Annotated in this window: 16 protein-coding genes; 8 read left to right on the plus strand and 8 right to left on the minus strand. The window is 31.6% G+C overall.

Features of this window, described 5'->3' with window-relative positions; all coding sequences use genetic code 11:
• Positions 1-1,251 carry a sensor histidine kinase gene (locus tag ACIQ66_RS03055; RefSeq protein WP_396211333.1) on the minus strand — a complete coding sequence of 417 codons (1,251 nt, stop codon included), beginning with the start codon at positions 1,249-1,251 and terminating at the stop codon, positions 1-3.
• A gap of 355 nt (positions 1,252-1,606) precedes the next feature.
• Complete coding sequence (locus ACIQ66_RS03060; protein ID WP_396211334.1) at positions 1,607-5,026, minus strand: hypothetical protein; 3,420 nt, start codon at positions 5,024-5,026, stop codon at positions 1,607-1,609.
• A gap of 80 nt (positions 5,027-5,106) precedes the next feature.
• On the opposite strand from ACIQ66_RS03060, the gene rlmH reads away from it, so the two are divergent.
• Positions 5,107-5,580 (plus strand): 23S rRNA (pseudouridine(1915)-N(3))-methyltransferase RlmH, encoded by a 474-nt coding sequence (gene rlmH / locus ACIQ66_RS03065; RefSeq protein WP_396211335.1) that lies wholly within the window; start codon positions 5,107-5,109, stop codon positions 5,578-5,580.
• A gap of 76 nt (positions 5,581-5,656) precedes the next feature.
• On the opposite strand, the gene ACIQ66_RS03070 is transcribed toward rlmH, so the two are convergent.
• Both ACIQ66_RS03070 and folP read right to left on the minus strand, forming a co-directional pair.
• Entirely contained in the window at positions 5,657-6,304 is a 648-nt protein-coding gene (locus tag ACIQ66_RS03070; protein ID WP_396211336.1) for a hypothetical protein, read from the minus strand.
• Positions 6,305-6,316: 12 nt separating this feature from the next.
• Positions 6,317-7,144, minus strand: a complete 828-nt coding sequence (gene folP, locus ACIQ66_RS03075; protein WP_396211337.1) for a dihydropteroate synthase — start codon at positions 7,142-7,144, stop codon at positions 6,317-6,319.
• 178 nt (positions 7,145-7,322) lie between these two features.
• Between folP and ACIQ66_RS03080 the strand changes: the two genes are divergently transcribed.
• From ACIQ66_RS03080 to lgt, 6 genes are all read left to right on the plus strand, one after another.
• Complete coding sequence (locus ACIQ66_RS03080) at positions 7,323-7,862, plus strand: DUF1599 domain-containing protein (RefSeq protein WP_396211338.1); 540 nt, start codon at positions 7,323-7,325, stop codon at positions 7,860-7,862.
• A 112-nt stretch (positions 7,863-7,974) separates the two neighbouring features.
• Positions 7,975-9,087: a MauE/DoxX family redox-associated membrane protein gene (locus ACIQ66_RS03085; RefSeq protein WP_396211339.1), complete on the plus strand. Its 1,113-nt coding sequence runs from the start codon at positions 7,975-7,977 to the stop codon at positions 9,085-9,087.
• Between the two features lie 57 nt (positions 9,088-9,144).
• Positions 9,145-9,645 carry a TlpA family protein disulfide reductase gene (locus tag ACIQ66_RS03090; RefSeq protein WP_396211340.1) on the plus strand — a complete coding sequence of 167 codons (501 nt, stop codon included), beginning with the start codon at positions 9,145-9,147 and terminating at the stop codon, positions 9,643-9,645.
• Positions 9,645-10,397, plus strand: coding sequence for a triose-phosphate isomerase (gene tpiA / locus ACIQ66_RS03095; RefSeq protein ID WP_396211341.1), 753 nt, complete (start codon positions 9,645-9,647; stop codon positions 10,395-10,397). The genes ACIQ66_RS03090 and tpiA overlap by 1 nt, the downstream gene beginning before the upstream one ends.
• A gap of 27 nt (positions 10,398-10,424) precedes the next feature.
• Positions 10,425-11,357, plus strand: coding sequence for a hypothetical protein (locus ACIQ66_RS03100; RefSeq protein ID WP_396211342.1), 933 nt, complete (start codon positions 10,425-10,427; stop codon positions 11,355-11,357).
• A gap of 5 nt (positions 11,358-11,362) precedes the next feature.
• The gene (gene lgt, locus ACIQ66_RS03105; RefSeq protein ID WP_396211343.1) at positions 11,363-12,277 is read left to right on the plus strand and encodes a prolipoprotein diacylglyceryl transferase; all 915 of its coding nucleotides are present in this window, start codon (positions 11,363-11,365) and stop codon (positions 12,275-12,277) included.
• 150 nt (positions 12,278-12,427) lie between these two features.
• Here lgt and lpdA read toward each other — a convergent pair whose 3' ends face one another.
• The 4 genes from lpdA to truA all read right to left on the minus strand — a co-directional run bounded on the left by lpdA (position 12,428) and on the right by truA (position 16,900).
• Positions 12,428-13,816, minus strand: a complete 1,389-nt coding sequence (gene lpdA, locus ACIQ66_RS03110) for a dihydrolipoyl dehydrogenase (RefSeq protein WP_396211344.1) — start codon at positions 13,814-13,816, stop codon at positions 12,428-12,430.
• Between the two features lie 153 nt (positions 13,817-13,969).
• Entirely contained in the window at positions 13,970-14,389 is a 420-nt protein-coding gene (locus ACIQ66_RS03115) for a hypothetical protein (protein WP_396211345.1), read from the minus strand.
• Positions 14,355-16,115, minus strand: coding sequence for an ABC transporter ATP-binding protein (locus ACIQ66_RS03120; RefSeq protein ID WP_396211346.1), 1,761 nt, complete (start codon positions 16,113-16,115; stop codon positions 14,355-14,357). The genes ACIQ66_RS03115 and ACIQ66_RS03120 overlap by 35 nt, the downstream gene beginning before the upstream one ends.
• Positions 16,116-16,144: 29 nt before the next feature.
• Complete coding sequence (gene truA / locus ACIQ66_RS03125) at positions 16,145-16,900, minus strand: tRNA pseudouridine(38-40) synthase TruA (protein WP_396211347.1); 756 nt, start codon at positions 16,898-16,900, stop codon at positions 16,145-16,147.
• Between the two features lie 305 nt (positions 16,901-17,205).
• On the opposite strand from truA, the gene ACIQ66_RS03130 reads away from it, so the two are divergent.
• Positions 17,206-17,700 carry a metallophosphoesterase family protein gene (locus tag ACIQ66_RS03130; RefSeq protein ID WP_396211348.1) on the plus strand — a complete coding sequence of 165 codons (495 nt, stop codon included), beginning with the start codon at positions 17,206-17,208 and terminating at the stop codon, positions 17,698-17,700.
• Positions 17,701-17,786: the final 86 nt, after the last annotated feature.

Raw genomic sequence — 17,786 nt, forward strand, 5'->3', positions numbered from 1 at the left:
TTATTTGATTAAAAGTGATACTGTTATTCCTTTTTCGGTGTTATTTTTAGCCATAATTTGCCATTTATGAAGTTCGCATATTTTTTTTACGTAGTATAATCCAAGTCCGAATCCGTTTACTTCATTGCTGTTTTTTGTAGTTTCGCGATAGAATTTGTCAAAAATAAAGGGCAACTTTTTCTCAGAAATTCCAATTCCGTTGTCAATGAATTTGATGACTAAATGCGTGTAAGTTCTTGAAATTTCGATGATTATTTTTGGTTTTCCGTCGCAATATTTTATAGAATTGTCAACCAAATTATAAATAAGGTTTGTAAAATGAAAAACATCGGCCTCAATATCAATAGTTGACAAAATAGTTTTTAGTTCGATAGTCACTTCTTCGTTTCTAAGTTTCACATTTTCAATCACTTCTTCAATTATTGGGATAACTGAAACATTTTCTTTTCTGATAATCATTTGTACGCTATCGGACTTGGCAATGGTCAAAATTTTCTCAATATGACTGTTTAATTTTTTACTTTGTTCGATGATAATTTTGGAATAATTAGAAAGTCTCACGTCCGATTTTATTTTGTCCTGATTAATTAAATAATTAGAGGCAATCAAAATAGAAGACAATGGTGTCTTGAATTCGTGCGTCATGTTATTGATAAAATCGCGCTGTAATTCGGAATATTTTTTTTGTTGCAAAATCGTTACAATTGAGTAAACATAAACCAACAAAATGATAATTAAAGCAAATGAAAGTACAAACCAAAACTTTAGCGAACTGAACAAAAAAGAGCGTTCGTTAGGAAAACGAACCGCAAAATAGTAAACTAAGTTTTCATGTTTTGGAAAAAAAACAGATGTTTTATTATTGCTTTTATCTAGTGAAATATAATTTCCATAAACCATTTCGTCACTTTGACAATTGTAGATGGCATATTCAAAGTCGGTTTTGATAGAAGCTTTTTCAAATTCAGATTTTAGGTAAAATTCTAAAACTTCGGCATCAAAATCGTTGTTTACATTTACAATATAATAATCGTTGGAAACTTTCTGAATCGGGTTTTCTGACGGCAATTCATTATTGGTTCCTTCGTATAACTTTTTGGCAACTTCTAGCAAAGAAACGTACACTTTTTGACTGAATTTTTTTTCTTCAATTGTGTAGGCTTGCCTTGTCCAAAGTAATTGTGCTACCAAAATTCCAATGATAGCAAACAATCCGAGAATTATAATGGTATTTAATCTGTTAATTTTCAACTTAAAGATTTTAAAATATAGGTCTAAAAATAATCAAAAATTGTAATCAAAACTAACCTTAACAACTCATTAACACGAATGTGATTGGTTTAGTTCAAAAAAAAATTCAAAACCTTGATGCTTTGGAGTTTCTATTTTTTAATTAATCTAAAAATTAATTTTCGTCACTATCAATATACGTTTTTACCGTTTTGCTTTTGTTTTAAACATTTATTTGCTGATTGAGCAAAAATGGCATTAAAAAAATAAATACTAAACATAATAACAATACTTTTTGACTAGTTTTAATTTAATTAAATTTAGAATGTTAAAATTGCAATTTTCAGTTTACAAAACCATTCCATAACTATTTTATTTAAAAATAAGCTCTCAATTGCACACTTCCAGTATGAATAGTTTGGCTAGTTTCACTTTTTCGACCTTGATAATTCACATTTATATCAAGATATTGAGTTAAGTTTTTCTGAATTAAAATTCGCCAAACCGTATTTTTTCCAGCTTGTAACCCTTCCAGGATTTGGAAGGCTGCTGGTGTTGTTTGACTTCCAACAAAATCATTATTATAAAGAGAAAACTCGCCATTCATGGTTAATTTTTTTTCATTTGCCACTGTAAATGAAGTTCCAAATCGCGATTGTTTTAGGCTTTCTAATTCGCCAATTTGATTGTCTTTTTTCTGAAATTCGTAAAATAAATCCCAACTTGCATTTTTTGAAAACAAATAAGAAATTTTAGGCATGAATTGGTAGCCTTTTAGCTCATAATTTCTCGAAGAAATAGTTTCTGTAAATCCAATGTCTTTTATTGATGTTGCCGTTTTTATGGTTTTTCCGTCGGCTTCAAATAGCCAATTGGTTTGAAATAAATGCTGGTATTGCAATTGATGTGATTGGTTTTTACTTTCTTGTGAACCAATTGAAAGTAAATTTCTAGCGCGACTATTCAAGAAAGTATAGGTTGTTGAATGTTTTTGTTTACCTCTATTATAGAACAAACTATTTCTGAAACTTGTGTTCAAACCAAGCAAATCGGTTTCGGAATTGCTAAACGGATTTAAATCGAAATTAGCTTCTTTTCGCTTTATTTTTCTATCAATTAAAAATGAAGTTTGGTTATAAAAATAAGATAGTAATTTCTTAAATCCTTTTTCGTTTTGCCATTTTTGCAGGTTAAAAGTTACTGATTCTGAAAACTTATTTTGATGTGTTTTTACAAAATTTTGATTTGGTAAAAAGACCCTAACATATTTTGCTTGATCTGGAAATGGTGCTACTTCAAACTCTTCTAATTCCTGAATTCCGTTACTATTATAATCATTCCACATGTAAACTCCTCGTCCTGGTTCGACTTCTAAGTAGGTGAATTCTTGTTGAAAAATCGAACCCGAATTGGTTTCAAATGCTGTTGTAGTTTGCAATAATTGATCAAAAAACTGATCGTTGTACAAAACTCGTGAGTTTAACGAAGGTTCATCAGCAATAGATTGGTTTTCATATTTTAAGTTTCGATAATTGATGTAAACCGACAAATCACTTTTCTCATTTTGAATCAATTTTGATTTCATATAATAAGATTGCGATCGGTTTACACGTTGCACAAATCCGTTTTGCAAACTGTCATTAGCTCTTTGCAAATAACCAACTTCAACAAAAACTTTGGTGCTATCACCACGACCAACAAATGTTCCAAATTCGGTAAATTTTTGACTTAAAGCCGAATATGAATTAGTCGTTTTTAGTTTTTCTTTATTGTCTTCAAGTCTAACAGATGATCCAATCCAATTTTTGTTAAAATGAAATTTAGCTTGCGTTTGATGACGAATAAAATCAGATTTAGCAGTTGTTCCATCGCTTTTCATTATGCTACTCAAATTGTTTAATGTCCAGCTTTTTAATTTGAAATTTCCGTTTATTGTATGTCGATTTCCTGAAAAATTATCGGAGAAATTTAGGTTTTCATATTGATAAGTAAAAGTTCCTTTTTGTGGCAAATTAAAATTCATACCCGAAACCAAATAACTTTGATTTCCTTCAAGCGAAGCAATATTCCAATCACGGTTAAATTCAATCGTGTAAAGTCGTTCAATTGTTCTAAAATCTTTTTGAACCAATTGAAAATTTGCAAAAGCATCAACTTCCCATTTTTTGGTAAAAAGACGTTGTTTGGCATTTATTTTGCCAGCTAAACCATTGTTGTCATTATCATTTTTAGATGAAAACAAGTTCAAATCGTTTTTGCTAATGCCTAATTCAAAATCGACCAGTGTTTTTTCTGAAGGATTGAATTTTCCAAACAAATTAGCAATTTGAATTTTAGTTGGTGCAATCAACTTTACAATTGGCTCATAACTTCCTTGTTTTATACCAGCTATAGGCGAAACATATTCGTAGATTTTGCCAATTGCGTTTCCGTTTTTTAGATTATAATTTCCTTGTTTTTCTCCTTGAAAAGTAAAACGAACATTGTATAATACATCTGTTGAAACATTTGAATATTTAAAAACTTCGATTCCATCTATAATTACTTTTTTGTATAAAATTTTATTTTCAGAATAACTATCTTCAAATGCTGAAGGTGAAGTCATTAACGCAGAATCATCACCAGCATTTATTAAAATTTGAGCTTGTTCTTTGGATAAATTTTGTTGCAACGACTGGTTTTTTATATCGTTTTCAGAATAAACATTCGCACCAATACTCCACGATTTGGTTTCGTGAGAAGCTCCAAAATAGGTTACAAAGCGTGTATAATTTCTCTCAGCATATTGGTATTCAATAGTAATTCGCATTTCGGAAGTTATTGGAAATAAAGACGTAAATGTGATTTCTCCTGCATTGTAATCGATAACATACTCTTTGTTTTCTCCACGTTCTTTCAAAATTCCGTTAACATAAACACGTTCGGAACCCGAAATTACCAAAATAAAAAGTTCGCCATTGGTTCCACGTAATTTGTAAGGTCCTTGATTGCCTTCTTGTCCAATAAAAGCACTTTTGGCATATTGACCACGAACCAATGAACCTGAAGCAAAAATATTGGTTTTATGTTCTTCATTTCCAAAGTTGAAATTGGTGGACAAACCTTGTACTTTTTTATTGAAATTTAGAAATCGTGATTGGCGGTTTTCAAGAAACAAATCGCCTGCACGAATAGCCCATTTATCTGAAAAAAGTTCTATAAATATTTGATCAAACTCGTCTAATTTTTGTGAATATCCATTGTCTTGAAGTGGAATATTACTATCTTGAATAGAAGCACGAATACTTACTTTATCAGATATTTTTCCAGTTATTTGTAAATCCAGATTAGAATTTACAACCGCATTTTGATTATTTCCAATAGTAACACCTCTAGTGATGCTTCCAGAAGTATTCAAACCATTAAAAGGCTTGAATGCATTGAGTTTAGCTTCTTGAATTGAATATAAATTTCCATCGCGATTAGGCACCAATTTGCTTTCGTCATAAATAGCATAAGTTTTGGTTAAAAAATCGGGGAATTTAAGATACTGAATAGTAATAGAATCTTGTGAAATGTAGGTAGGATTGAAAATAAGTTTTCCTTTTTGGAAATTTATTTTGTAAAAACTTGTATCAATAACGGTTTGATTTTTGTCTAAAATCTTGAAATATGAATTGTTGATGCTATTTTTTTCGATTGCAACCGTGTCTTTGGTAAAAGCAATTTTTTTTGTAGCATAAGTCGAACCGTTTTCTTGAGCCAAAAGCGCAGAAAAACAGAAAAGAAATACCACAATTAAATACTTTTTTGCCATAGTAACTATAACGTCAAAAGTAGTATTTATTATTGTAATTTTTTTTTTGATTTGTTATCTTTGAATTTTATAAAAAATATATGAATATCAAACTACTTGCCATTGGTAAAACCGACAACAAATCGTTACAAACACTAATTGATGATTATACAAAGCGGTTGTCGTTTTACATCAAATTTGATTTAGAAATCATTCCCGATATAAAAAACGTTAAAAATCTTTCTGAAAGTCAGCAAAAAGAGAAAGAAGGCGAACTTATTTTGGCTAAATTAGTGGCAACCGATCAATTAATTTTACTTGACGAAAACGGTACAACATTTTCAAGTGTTGGTTTTTCTGATTATTTGCAAAAGAAAATGAATGCTGGCATTAAAACCTTGGTTTTTGTAATTGGCGGTCCGTATGGTTTTAGCGATGAAGTTTACAAAAAAGCACAAGGTAAAATTTCACTTTCTGCCATGACTTTTTCGCATCAAATGGTACGACTTTTTGTGATTGAACAACTGTATCGCGGGTTTACTATTTTAAGAAACGAACCTTATCATCATCAGTGATTTGGTAGTAAGTTTACAGTTGTCAGTCGCAGTAGGCAGTTATTAGCTTGTTTGTCATTTTGACGAAGGAAGAATCTCAATAAATGTATTCTTCATTGGTTAAATTCATAACTGGAATTTGAAGTTGTAGTTCTGCTATATAGACATTATTTCTGATGAATTTTTGATAATTACTTTTTAAATCATGGCAAAAAATATACTTATTCGCTTTGTTACCAGGAATTGATAAAAGGTACTCAAATAATTTTTCTTTTTTTACTTCTGTTTGGCTTTTATCTTGATTTTCTATAACAATAATTTTATCATTTTTTGAAAAATAAATTTGAATACCAAATTGAGGTTTACCAAGTACATATTTTATTTTCGTAAATGGTACAAACGCTAATTTTTTGTGAATGCTGTCAGAATACGAAAAATAGTTTTGAGATTCAGCATTTTTGTGCATACTTCCCGATTTTTTTGCTTGCATTTTTATGACTTCAGGAATCACTAATTTCAATGGCAAACGCTTGTCTATATTGAAAATCCAGTTAGTTGAACTTATCGAATTTTTTCGATTTAAATCGACTAAAGTATCATTTTCTTTGGTTTCAAAAAACATATAAATTGGAGAATGATCTTCAACAGTTGCAACAATTGTTCTATCAACTTGTGGCAATAAAACTTCTTTATTGCTACAAGAAACTAACGCTAAAACTAAAAAAATATAAACTATATTTTTCATTTTGGTATTTGATTATTTGGATTTTAACAAATTATATAATTTGACACATTCAACCGCTTCTTTTACATCGTGAACACGTAAAATTTTGGCGCCTTTCATCAAGCTAATAGTGTTTAACGATGTTGTTCCGTTTAGGCTATTTTTGGCATCGGTTTCTAAGGTTTTGTATATCATTGATTTTCTAGAAATTCCTGCTAAAATTGGCAGTTCTAGCATTTTAAATAATTCTAATTTGTTCAAAACTTCAAAATTTTGTTCGAGTGTTTTGGCAAAACCAAATCCAGGATCGAGAATCAAATCGTTTATTCCGAAACTTCTAGCCTGTGCTACTTTTCCAGAAAAATAGAACATCATTTCTTTTACAATATTTTCATATTGCGTGAGTAATTGCATGGTTTGCGGAGTTCCTTTCATGTGCATCATACTATACGGAACTTGTAATTCGGCAACAGTTTTCATCATGTTTTCATCAAGATTTCCTGCCGAAATGTCGTTTATTATTGCTGCACCATTTTCAATACTTTCTTTGGCAACTTTACTCCTAAAAGTATCAATAGAAATTAAAGTTTCAGGAAATTTTTGAATTATAGTAGTAACAATAGGAATAACACGTTGCAATTCTTCTTCTTCTGAAACAAATTCGGCATTGGGTTTACTTGAGTAACCCCCAATATCAATGAAAGTCGAACCCTCATTCAACATTTTTTCAACTTGATTTAGTAAAGCTTTCTCATCTGCAAATTTTCCACCGTCATAAAAAGAATTGGGCGTTACATTGAGAATTCCCATCACTTTTGGTAAAGCTAAATCGATAAGTTGTCCTTTGCAGTTTAGTGTCATTGAAAGTTTAAGAGTTTTGAAGTTTAAGAGTTTTGAAGTTTAAGAGTTTTGAAGTTTAAAAGTTTAAGGGTTTATGAGTTTAAGGGTTTAAAAGTTTATGAGTTTTTTGGGTTTATTCTACTTTTGATATTAGACATAATTCACTACTTTTGAAAAATATATTACAAAGATACTATTAATGAAGAATACTTCACAAGAATACGATAAAGTTATTGGCGTTTGTCGCGATTTATTTTCCAAAAAAATGACCGATTACGGAAGTGCATGGCGCATTTTGAGATTACCATCGCTTACCGACCAAATTTTCATCAAAGCGCAACGCATTCGCAGTTTGCAAGAAAATGAAGTTCGCAAAGTTGATGAAGATGAAACTGGTGAATTCATCGGAATTATCAATTATTGTATAATGGCGCTTATTCAGTTAGAATTAGGTGTTGTTGACCAACCCGATTTGGATGTTGTCACTGCCACAAAATTATACGATGAAAAAATTTCATTAACTAAAGAATTAATGGAAAACAAAAACCATGATTATGGTGAAGCTTGGCGCGAAATGCGAGTAAGCTCATTAACTGATTTGATTTTGCAAAAATTACTTCGTGTAAAACAAATTGAAGACAACAAAGGAAAAACATTGGTTTCGGAAGGAATTGATGCTAATTACCAAGATATAATTAACTATTCGGTTTTTGCGTTGATTTTAATGAAGAAGTTTTAAAAATTAATGATTTAAAATTTATTTGTAATTTGTATTTTGGAATTTTAACTAATAACATCTCATTAACAACTCATAAAGATTCGCTTTTTTACCTTTGTTTAAAAATATATTTATGGAAAACAAAAAGACTTATATAGCTTGGGCAATTAGAATTATTGTTGCCATTTTATTCATTATTTCGGCTATTGCCAAATTATATCCATCGCCATATTTTGCAATTTCAACTTTTGAAGTAAAACAACTTTACACATTAGGTTTTTCAGAAAGTATTGCGCCTTATTTTTCAAGATCCTTGATTGGAATTGAAATGGCTTTAGGGCTTTTATTATTGCAAAATCATTGGTTACGTAAATTTATAATTCCAGCTACAATCTTACTTTTGGCTGTTTTTGTTGGACATTTGACGTTTGTAACTTTTTTAAGCGGTGGAAATTCAGGAAACTGTGGTTGTTTTGGTGAGTTAATTCCAATGACACCAATCGAAGCAATTATCAAAAACCTTGTTGCCATTGGTTTGTTAGCATATTTATATACAATTATGCCAAAATCTCATTCGCTAAAACACAATTTTTGGCTTTTGACAACTGTTCTTTTTGCCTCTATTTTAGGGATTTATATGTTGGCCCCAATTCAGCCGCCTGCAGCAAAATTTACCATTTCTCCAATTGAAGAAACGGTTGAAGATACAATTTCTGATGGGAATACAATTGCAATAGACTCTGTAAAAGTTGAAATGCCAGTTACTGAAATCCAAAAAGATTCTGCAGCAATAGTAAAAATTGAAAAAGAAGCGATTGAACCTAAAAAAGTAAAATCAGGTTACAAGAAGTTTTTCCCAAATATTGATAAAAATAAAAAGATTCTTGGTTTTTTTGCACCAGGTTGTGAACATTGTATAGAAACAGCAAAACAACTAACAGAGATGCGTAAAAAAGACGCTAGTTTGCCACCATTATCAATACTTTTTATGAACGAAGAAGCCGATTTGATTCCGCAATTTTTTGAAAAATCAGGAGCAACTTATCCTTATCAAGTAATAGAAATTATTCCGTTTTGGACCATTCTTGGAAGCGGCAAAGACACGCCAGGGATTAAGTATCTCTGGAATGGAAACGATGTTAAATTTTATTGGGGTATATCCGATAATAAATTTAATAGTGCTGAATTCAATCAATTTATTAAAAAGGGTTATGCTGAATTGAAAAAAACAAATCCTAAATTATAACCCAATTTTATAAAAATGAAGTTACAGCTTTAGTAACTTTGTTAAAAATTAGAGATTATGAAAAATATTGCAATTGCTTTATTACTTATTATGACAACAATATCGTGTACCAATGCACAAAAACAATTTTCAAGTAAAAGTAAAAAACAAAAATTAACCACTCTTGAAGGTAAAGATATTAGTTTTGGCGATGTTTTAAATCAATATAAAGGGAAAACAATTTTGGTAGAAGTTTGGGCTTCATGGTGTAGCGATTGTGTAAAAGCTATGCCAAAAGTAAAAGAATTACAAGTCAATAATCCAAATGTTGTTTATCTTTTCATATCAATGGATAAAGCTCTTGACAAATGGAAAGCCGGAATAGAAAAACACCAAGTTAAAGGAGAAAATTACTGGGTAAATGATGAAAATATGATGAAAGGCGCTTTCGGAAAATCAATAGATTTAGATTGGATTCCGAGATATATTGTAATTGACAAAGAACAAAAAGTAGTTATCTACAGAGCCATCGAAACAGATTTTGAAAAAATAAATTCAACTTTAAAAACACTAGAATAATGAGAACTAAAATTGTTGCAGGAAACTGGAAAATGCACAAAAACGCTGAAGAAACGGAAGATTTATTAAACGAGTTAATCAATAAACTTCCAAATGATAAAGAAGTTCAAATTATTGTAGCGCCCACATTTATCAACTTAGCTTCGGCTGTAGAACATTTAGAATTTACTAATATTGGAGTTGCTGCACAAAATATGCATCAAGCAGAAAATGGTGCTTATACAGGTGAAATTTCGGCTGACATGTTACAAAGTGTTGGTGTTAATACTGTAATTCTTGGGCATTCAGAACGTCGTGCTTATTTTGGAGAAACCGATGCTATCATTTCATTTAAAGTTGATACCGCTATAAAACACAATATGAGTGTTATTTTTTGCTTTGGTGAAGAATTGAAAGACAGACAAGACAAACAACATTTTAATATAGTTGAAAACCAATTGCGTGACGGATTATTTCATTTAGATAAAACGTCTTGGGAAAATATTGTTTTGGCATACGAACCAGTATGGGCAATTGGTACTGGAGAAACAGCTTCGCCAGAACAAGCACAAGAAATGCACGAATTTATTAGAGAAACGGTTCGTAAATCATACGGAAACGATATTGCTGACAATGTTTCAATTTTATATGGTGGAAGTGTAAAACCGGATAATGCAAAAGAAATTTTTGGTAAACCAGATGTTGATGGCGGATTGATTGGTGGTGCGGCTTTAAAAGCTGATGATTTTGCAGCTATTATAAACGCTATTTAAGATTTCTATTTTTTAAAATTTCAAAATATGAGAAAGTTTTCCTTACTATTTATATTCTTTTTAAGTGCAATTTCTTTTGCGCAAACGGTTGATACTACTGCTGTTGCTGTTGAAACTATAAGAACAGAAGAAATTACGGTTTTTCCATGTGCGGTAAATAGAATTTCAATGAAATTTATTGTTGATACTTTGAATTATGATGTTAAAATCTCATTGATTGATGCCGATTATTTGTTCAAAAACAACAGCTTGAAAAAAGAAGATTTAAGAATGGAAAATCTTTATGATTTAGAAAAATTAGGTGCAACACCTGGTTTAAAATTTAACCTAAAAGAAATTACAATTGGAGGATTGATGTTAAACAATATTGATGTAATTGTAGTAAAAGATCAAGAAATCCCACTAATTTTTGGAACTAAAATTCTTTCTAAATTAGGAAAAGTGAAGATTGAAAACAACAATTTTATTTTTGGCAACTTGTTAGAGCCTTATATTCCAATTAAAATTGATTTGACTAACGAAGAGTTTACTGCTAAACAAAGAACTAAATTAATTGATGATGCAAATCAATTGATTAGAAGTAATTTAGTAGCCAATCTTAGAAGATATATTAGAACGAATGAAAAAAATGAAGCTAAAGAGCTGCGAGTTTCATTAACATTTAAGGTTGATGTTTATAAGGAAACTACAAATAATGAAAAGTATAACGAAGAAATTGAACTAAATCAAAAAACCGTTACTGGAAAAATGATGTATGAAACATTCAAGTTTGTTAGCACATCGGAAGAAACTAAAGCAATTTTGGATTATTATGACTTTACCTCTTTTAATATAGTATTCATTTATACCGATAAAACTGTAAAATCCAAATATACTTTGTCAAAAGAGAATTTATCAAAATTACCAATACCCTTCACTAAAGAAGAATTTTTGCAATCATTAACTTCTTCAAAAAAATAAACATTATGATCTGGAATCCATCTGAAGGAATTAACTTAGGACCAATAACGGTTCGTTTTTATAGTCTAATGTTTGTAATAGCATTTGGACTTGGTTGGTACATTACCAAAAAAATATTTATTCGCGAAAAAGAATCTATAGAAAAATTAGACTCTCTTTTTGTATGGACATTTTTTGCCACATTATTAGGTGCGAGGCTTGGTCATGTATTTTTTTATGATTGGGAATATTACCGAAATCATTTTACCGAAATCATTTTGCCTTTTCGTTTTGATCCCGAATTTGAATTTACAGGATTTCAAGGGTTAGCAAGTCATGGAGCTGCATTAGGAATTATTGTTGCGATGTATTTCTTTAGCAAAAACATAATGAAAAGACCTTTGCTATGGGTTTTAGACCGAGTTGTAATTCCAGTTGCAAGTGGTGCTATTTTCGTTAGATTAGGTAATTTTTTCAACTCCGAAATTGTTGGTAAAGAAACTACATCTCAATTTGGTGTTCGATTTGTTAGAGATCATTTTTCATCAAGAGAAGTAATTGCCAAAACTAAAATTGCCGACCCAAATGAGGCTTACAGTGCTATAGTTAACGATCCAAATTTTGTCAACATATTACAAGAAGTTCCTGCAAAACATCCAGCACAACTTTATGAAGCTTTCTTCTACATTTTTGTATTTGCTATTTTGTTTTTTATGTTTTGGAAAACAGATGCTCGCAAAAAACTAGGATTATTATTCGGTTCGTTTTTAGTGCTTAATTTTACCGTTCGTTTCTTTGTAGAATATGTAAAAGAAAGCCAGGGCGGTTTTGAATCATCACTCGGATTATTATCAACAGGTCAATGGTTAAGTATTCCGCTCGTTGCTGTGGGGCTTTACTTTATTATAATGGCACAAAAACCACTTCATCATGAAGAATAGGAGCGAACCTGCCTGCCGGCAGGTGGCTCGGGCATTATCAGTGTTGGTAATTCCTGCTATCAATTACAATAAGAAATGCCTCGAACAACGAGGCATTTCTTATTTTCACTGCTATCAGGGCTAGATAGTGATTGTATTTTGTATAATTTTCTATAAGTGAATTACTTCACCATAAGCATCAGCAACAGCTTCCATAACCGCTTCACTCATAGTTGGGTGTGGATGTATTGCTTTTAGAATTTCGTGTCCAGTTGTTTCTAGTTTTCTTGCTACAACTGCTTCTGCAATCATATCGGTAACACCAGCACCAATCATGTGACAACCTAACCATTCTCCGTATTTGGCATCAAAAATCACTTTTACAAAACCATCTTTTGTACCAGCAGCAGATGCTTTTCCTGATGCTGAGAATGGGAATTTTCCAATTTTCAATTCGTATCCTTTTTCTTTAGCTTGTTTTTCAGTCAAACCTACTGAGGCAATTTCAGGAGTAGCATAAGTACAACCTGGAACATTTCCGTAATCAATTGGTTCTACGTGTAAGCCTGCGATTTTTTCAACACAGTTAATTCCTTCTGCTGAAGCCACGTGAGCTAATGCTTGACCTGGCGTTACATCACCAATGGCATAGTAGCCAGGAACATTCGTTTGGTTGTAAGCATTTACCAAAATTTTATCTTTATCAGTTGCAATTCCAACTTCTTCAAGACCAATATTTTCTATGTTTGTTTTAATGCCAACTGCCGAAAGTAAAATATCTGCTTCTAAAACTTCTTCGCCTTTTGCCGTTTTTACAAACGCTTTTACACCAGCACCAGAGGTATCAATGCGCTCAACAGACGAACTAGTCATGATTGAAACCCCCGCTTTTTTCATGGAACGTTCCATTTGTTTAGAAATATCTTCATCTTCAACAGGAACAATATTTGGCATAAATTCTACAATAGTAACATTTGTCCCCATTGAGTTATAAAAATGAGCAAACTCAACACCAATTGCACCAGAACCAACAATAATCATCGATTTTGGTTGTGTTGGCAACGTCATTGCTTGTCTATAACCAATAACTTTTACACCATCTTGAGGCAAGTTAGGCAATTCTCTTGAACGAGCACCAGTTGCAATGATAATGTGATCTGCTGAATATTCAGTTACTTTTCCGTCAGTAGCCGTTACATCAACTTTTTTTCCTGGTTTAAGTTTTCCAAAACCTTCAACTACATCAATTTTATTTTTTTTCATCAAAAATTGAACACCTTTACTCATTCCGTCTGCAACACCTCTACTTCTTGAAACAACAGCTCCAAAATCTTTATCGAAAGAAGAAACAGTTAATCCATAATCGGAAGCATGTTTTAAATAGTCAAAAACTTGAGCTGATTTTAACAACGCTTTTGTTGGGATACAACCCCAATTTAAACAAACGCCACCAAGATTTTCTTTTTCTACAACAGCTACTTTAAAGCCTAATTGTGAGGCACGAATAGCTGTAACATATCCGCCTGGTCCACTTCCTAAAACTATAATATCGTATTTCATTTTTTCGTAATTATTTTTTTATTGTAAAAATGCAGTTGCAAAAGCTCTTGTCATTTCTTGTATGATTTTCTAAATTAATTGAGATTGCAAAATTAGTAAAAAAGTTTAAAAGTTTAAGAGTTTAAGAGTTTAAAAGTTTGCAAGCAAATAACTTTATAGCTTCCATCTTCCATCTTTCAATAATTCCAATTCTTTTTTTTGAATCGCATGAACCATTTCATGTGTCATCATACAAAGCATTAATGGCAACGGAAATTCAAATGTATTTTCGGGTAACCTTAAAATTTGAGATTCGCCAAAATTACCTTCGGTTGTCATCAAAATAAAATCGGGTTTGGCAACTTCTCGTAATTCAATTCCTTCTTGATTAGGATTTTCTAGTTTGAATCTCTTCAAATAGGCAGTATCAGTATTTCCTATATAGGAATTTGCCCAATTAATTAGAAAAACAACGATGAATAATTTAAGCCAATTATTCTTTTTAGCGGAACTTTTTCTTCTGAAATTGCTACTGTAAATTCCATATTTTATTTTGAATTTAGTTAGCGATTGCCACAGAAAACTGTGAATCATATAGTTTTTTATAATAGCCGTCGGTTCTAGTAATTAGTTCTTGATGCGTTCCTTGTTCAACAATTAAACCTTTGTCCATAACAATAATAGTGTCGGCATTCATAATAGTTGCCAATCGGTGTGCAATTACTATTGAAGTTCTGTCTTTAGTGATGGTTTCGGTTGCTCTTTGAATCAATTCTTCGCTGTAAGTATCGATAGAAGATGTGGCTTCATCCAAAATTAAAATACTCGGATTGCTTACATAAGCTCTCAAAAAGGCAATTAATTGTCGTTGCCCAGATGATAACATTATGCCACGTTCTTTAACATTATAATCATAATTGTCGGGCAAACTCATAATGAAATCGTGAACACCAATTTTTTTGGCAGCTTCAACAACTTGCTCACGTGAAATTTCGGGATTATTAAGGGTTATGTTATTCAAAATGGTGTCGGCAAAAAGAAAAACGTCTTGCAAAACCACAGCGATTTGTTTTCTAATTGAACTCAGAGAATATTCTTTTACGTTATGATTATCAATGAAAATAGAGCCACTATTAATTTCGTAAAAACGATTCAAAAGATTGATAATGGTTGATTTTCCTGCGCCAGTAGCACCTACAATTGCAATGGTTTCGCCAGAATTTACTTTGAAACTTATTCCTTTAATTACTTCTTCATTTGCCAAATAACCAAAATGAACATCTTTAAATTCGATTGAACCACTAAAAACTGGAGCTTCAACCGTTCCTGTATCTTGAATTTGGTCGTCTGTATCTAAAATATCAAAAACTCTGTTTGCTGCGATCATTCCCATTTGCATCTCGTTGAATTTATCTGCAATTTGTCGCAATGGATTGAACAACATTCCGATAAACATAGTATAGGAAAACAAATCGCCAAAAGTGGTAAAGTGATCGCCGTTTAAAATTTTGACGCCACCATAAAGCACAACAAAACCTAATGTTAGCGACGAAATAATATCGGCAATTGGAAAGAATATTGAGTTGTACAAAATCGTTTTTATCCATGCTTTGTTGTGCTTTTGATTGATTTCGCTAAACTTTTCGGCTTCAATAGTTTCACGGTTAAAAAGTTGAACGATTTTCATGCCTGTTACGCGTTCCTGTACAAACGTGTTGAGGTTGGCAATTTGGGTTCGTACTTCTTCAAAAGCTACTTGCATTTTCTTTTGAAAAATTCGGGTAAAATAAACCAAAATCGGCATGGCAACAATAACAATCCAAGTTAATCGCCAGTTCATGTAGAACATAAAAAGGAGAACAACCAACATTTTCATCAAGTCACTTATAATCATAAAAAGGCCTTGACTGAAGATTTTGGCAATCGCTTCAATGTCAGAAACCGAACGAGTTACTAATTGACCAACGGGCGCATTGTCGTAATATTTCATTCTAAAACTCAACATGTGTTTGAAAAGTTTTATGCGAATGTCTTTTACAATATCTTGTCCTAACCAGTTGGCCCAATACACAAAATAAAATTGTGAAAAAACTTCTGCCATTAAAACAATAATCATCAAACTAATATAGAAAAGTAAACCTTGTTGGTCGTGCGTTTTGATATAACCATCAACCGTTTGCTTAAGTAAATAAGGGCGAAGTGCGGCAAAAACAGATAACGATACAGCAAAAATAATTACTCCATTAAAACGCCATTGAAAGGGTTTGGTGTATTTTAGAATTCGCTTGAATATGTTAGTATCGAATGCTTTCGCTTTCATTTAATGTTAAATTTTTTAGAGTCTATTTTCTATTCTTTATTTTCTTTATTCTTTAAATAATTATACTCTATTTCAGTTAAATACAATCCGTGTGCTGGAACTGAAAAACCTGCTTTGTTGCGGTCTTTGCTTTCTATTATAGTTTGAAATTCTTCTAATGTTATTTTTTCTATGCCTACGTTTACCATTGTTCCTAAGATAGCTCTTACCATATTGCGCAAGAATCTATCTGCCGAAATGGTAAAGATAAGATTTGCATTTTCTTGTTTCCAAAAAGCTTCATAAATTTTGCAATCAAAAGTGTTAACATCGGTATGAACTTTAGAAAAACATTGAAAATCGGTATGATTGAAAAGGATTTTGCAAGCTTGATTCATTAAGTCAACATTTAGTTTTTGATGAAAATACCAGCTTTTGTTTTGCAAAAAAGCATTTTTGAACGAATGAATATGGTATTCGTAAGTTCTTTTAGTTGCATCAAAGCGCGCATGAGCATCGTCGTGAACTTGAATTAAATCATGCACAACAATATCTTTTGGCAAAAAAGAATTGAGTTTGTGAATAATTGAAGTTGTATTTTGCAATTCAGCACAATCAAAGTGAGCGTACATTTGTGTTGCGTGTACACCAGTATCAGTGCGACCTGCGCCCATGCAATCGATTTTGCAATTCAAAACAGTTGACAAGGCTTTGTTTAGTGTTTCTTGTACAGAACTAGCGTTAGGTTGTTGTTGCCAACCGTGATAGTTTGTTCCGTTGTAAGAAATTTGAATGAAATAGCGCATTTTAAAGTAATCAGTGTTCAATCGCAGTTTGCAGGTGCAAAGATACTTAATATATATTTTGGTAGAATGTGTGTTTGTGAATTTTTAATTTAGAGAAGAATGTTTATTTTTACCGAATGCCCTAGCCTAGATTACCTCACAAAACATAAATTATAATAGGTGTTCGGTGAACACTTTGTGTTTGTAGTGGAAATCCTTTACTTTTTTTCTTTAAAAAAGTAAAGATTACTTCACATGGTGTTTATTTTAAATAGAGTTCAGTGAACTTCGTTTGAAACGGATAGCTGGATTAGCTTCTAAAAATTATGAAGAAAATTTTACTTTTATCGGATACGCATGGTCATATTGATGATGTGATTTTGAAATATGTGCAACAAGCTGATGAGGTTTGGCATGCTGGTGATATTGGAGATTTGGTTGTAACCGATACACTTAAAAAAGTAAAGATTTTGCGTGCTGTTTATGGAAATATAGATTGTGACAAGGCGCGAATGGAGTTTCCGTTGCATGATCGTTTTTGGTGTGAAGGTGTTGATGTTTGGATTACGCATATTGGCGGTTATCCGGGAAAATACAATCTAGGGATAAGAGAAGAATTGCAGAATAATCCACCAAAATTGTTCATTTGTGGACATTCTCATATTTTAAAAGTGATATTTGATAAGAAAAATAATTTGCTACACATGAATCCCGGTGCTTGTGGTAAAAGTGGTTTTCATGAAGTGCGAACCATGTTGCGCTTTGTAATAGAAGCTGATAAAATAAAAGATTTGGAAGTTATTGAGTTGGGGAAGAGGTAGTGACTAGCAAAAAAAATCCGTTTTTGAATTTTAAGTAAAAAAATATTAATTTTAAGTGCTTACGTTCAATCATAAGCGTAACTATT

Origin of the sequence: Flavobacterium sp. (assembly GCF_044377315.1) — a bacterium.
Taxonomy (GTDB): domain Bacteria; phylum Bacteroidota; class Bacteroidia; order Flavobacteriales; family Flavobacteriaceae; genus Flavobacterium.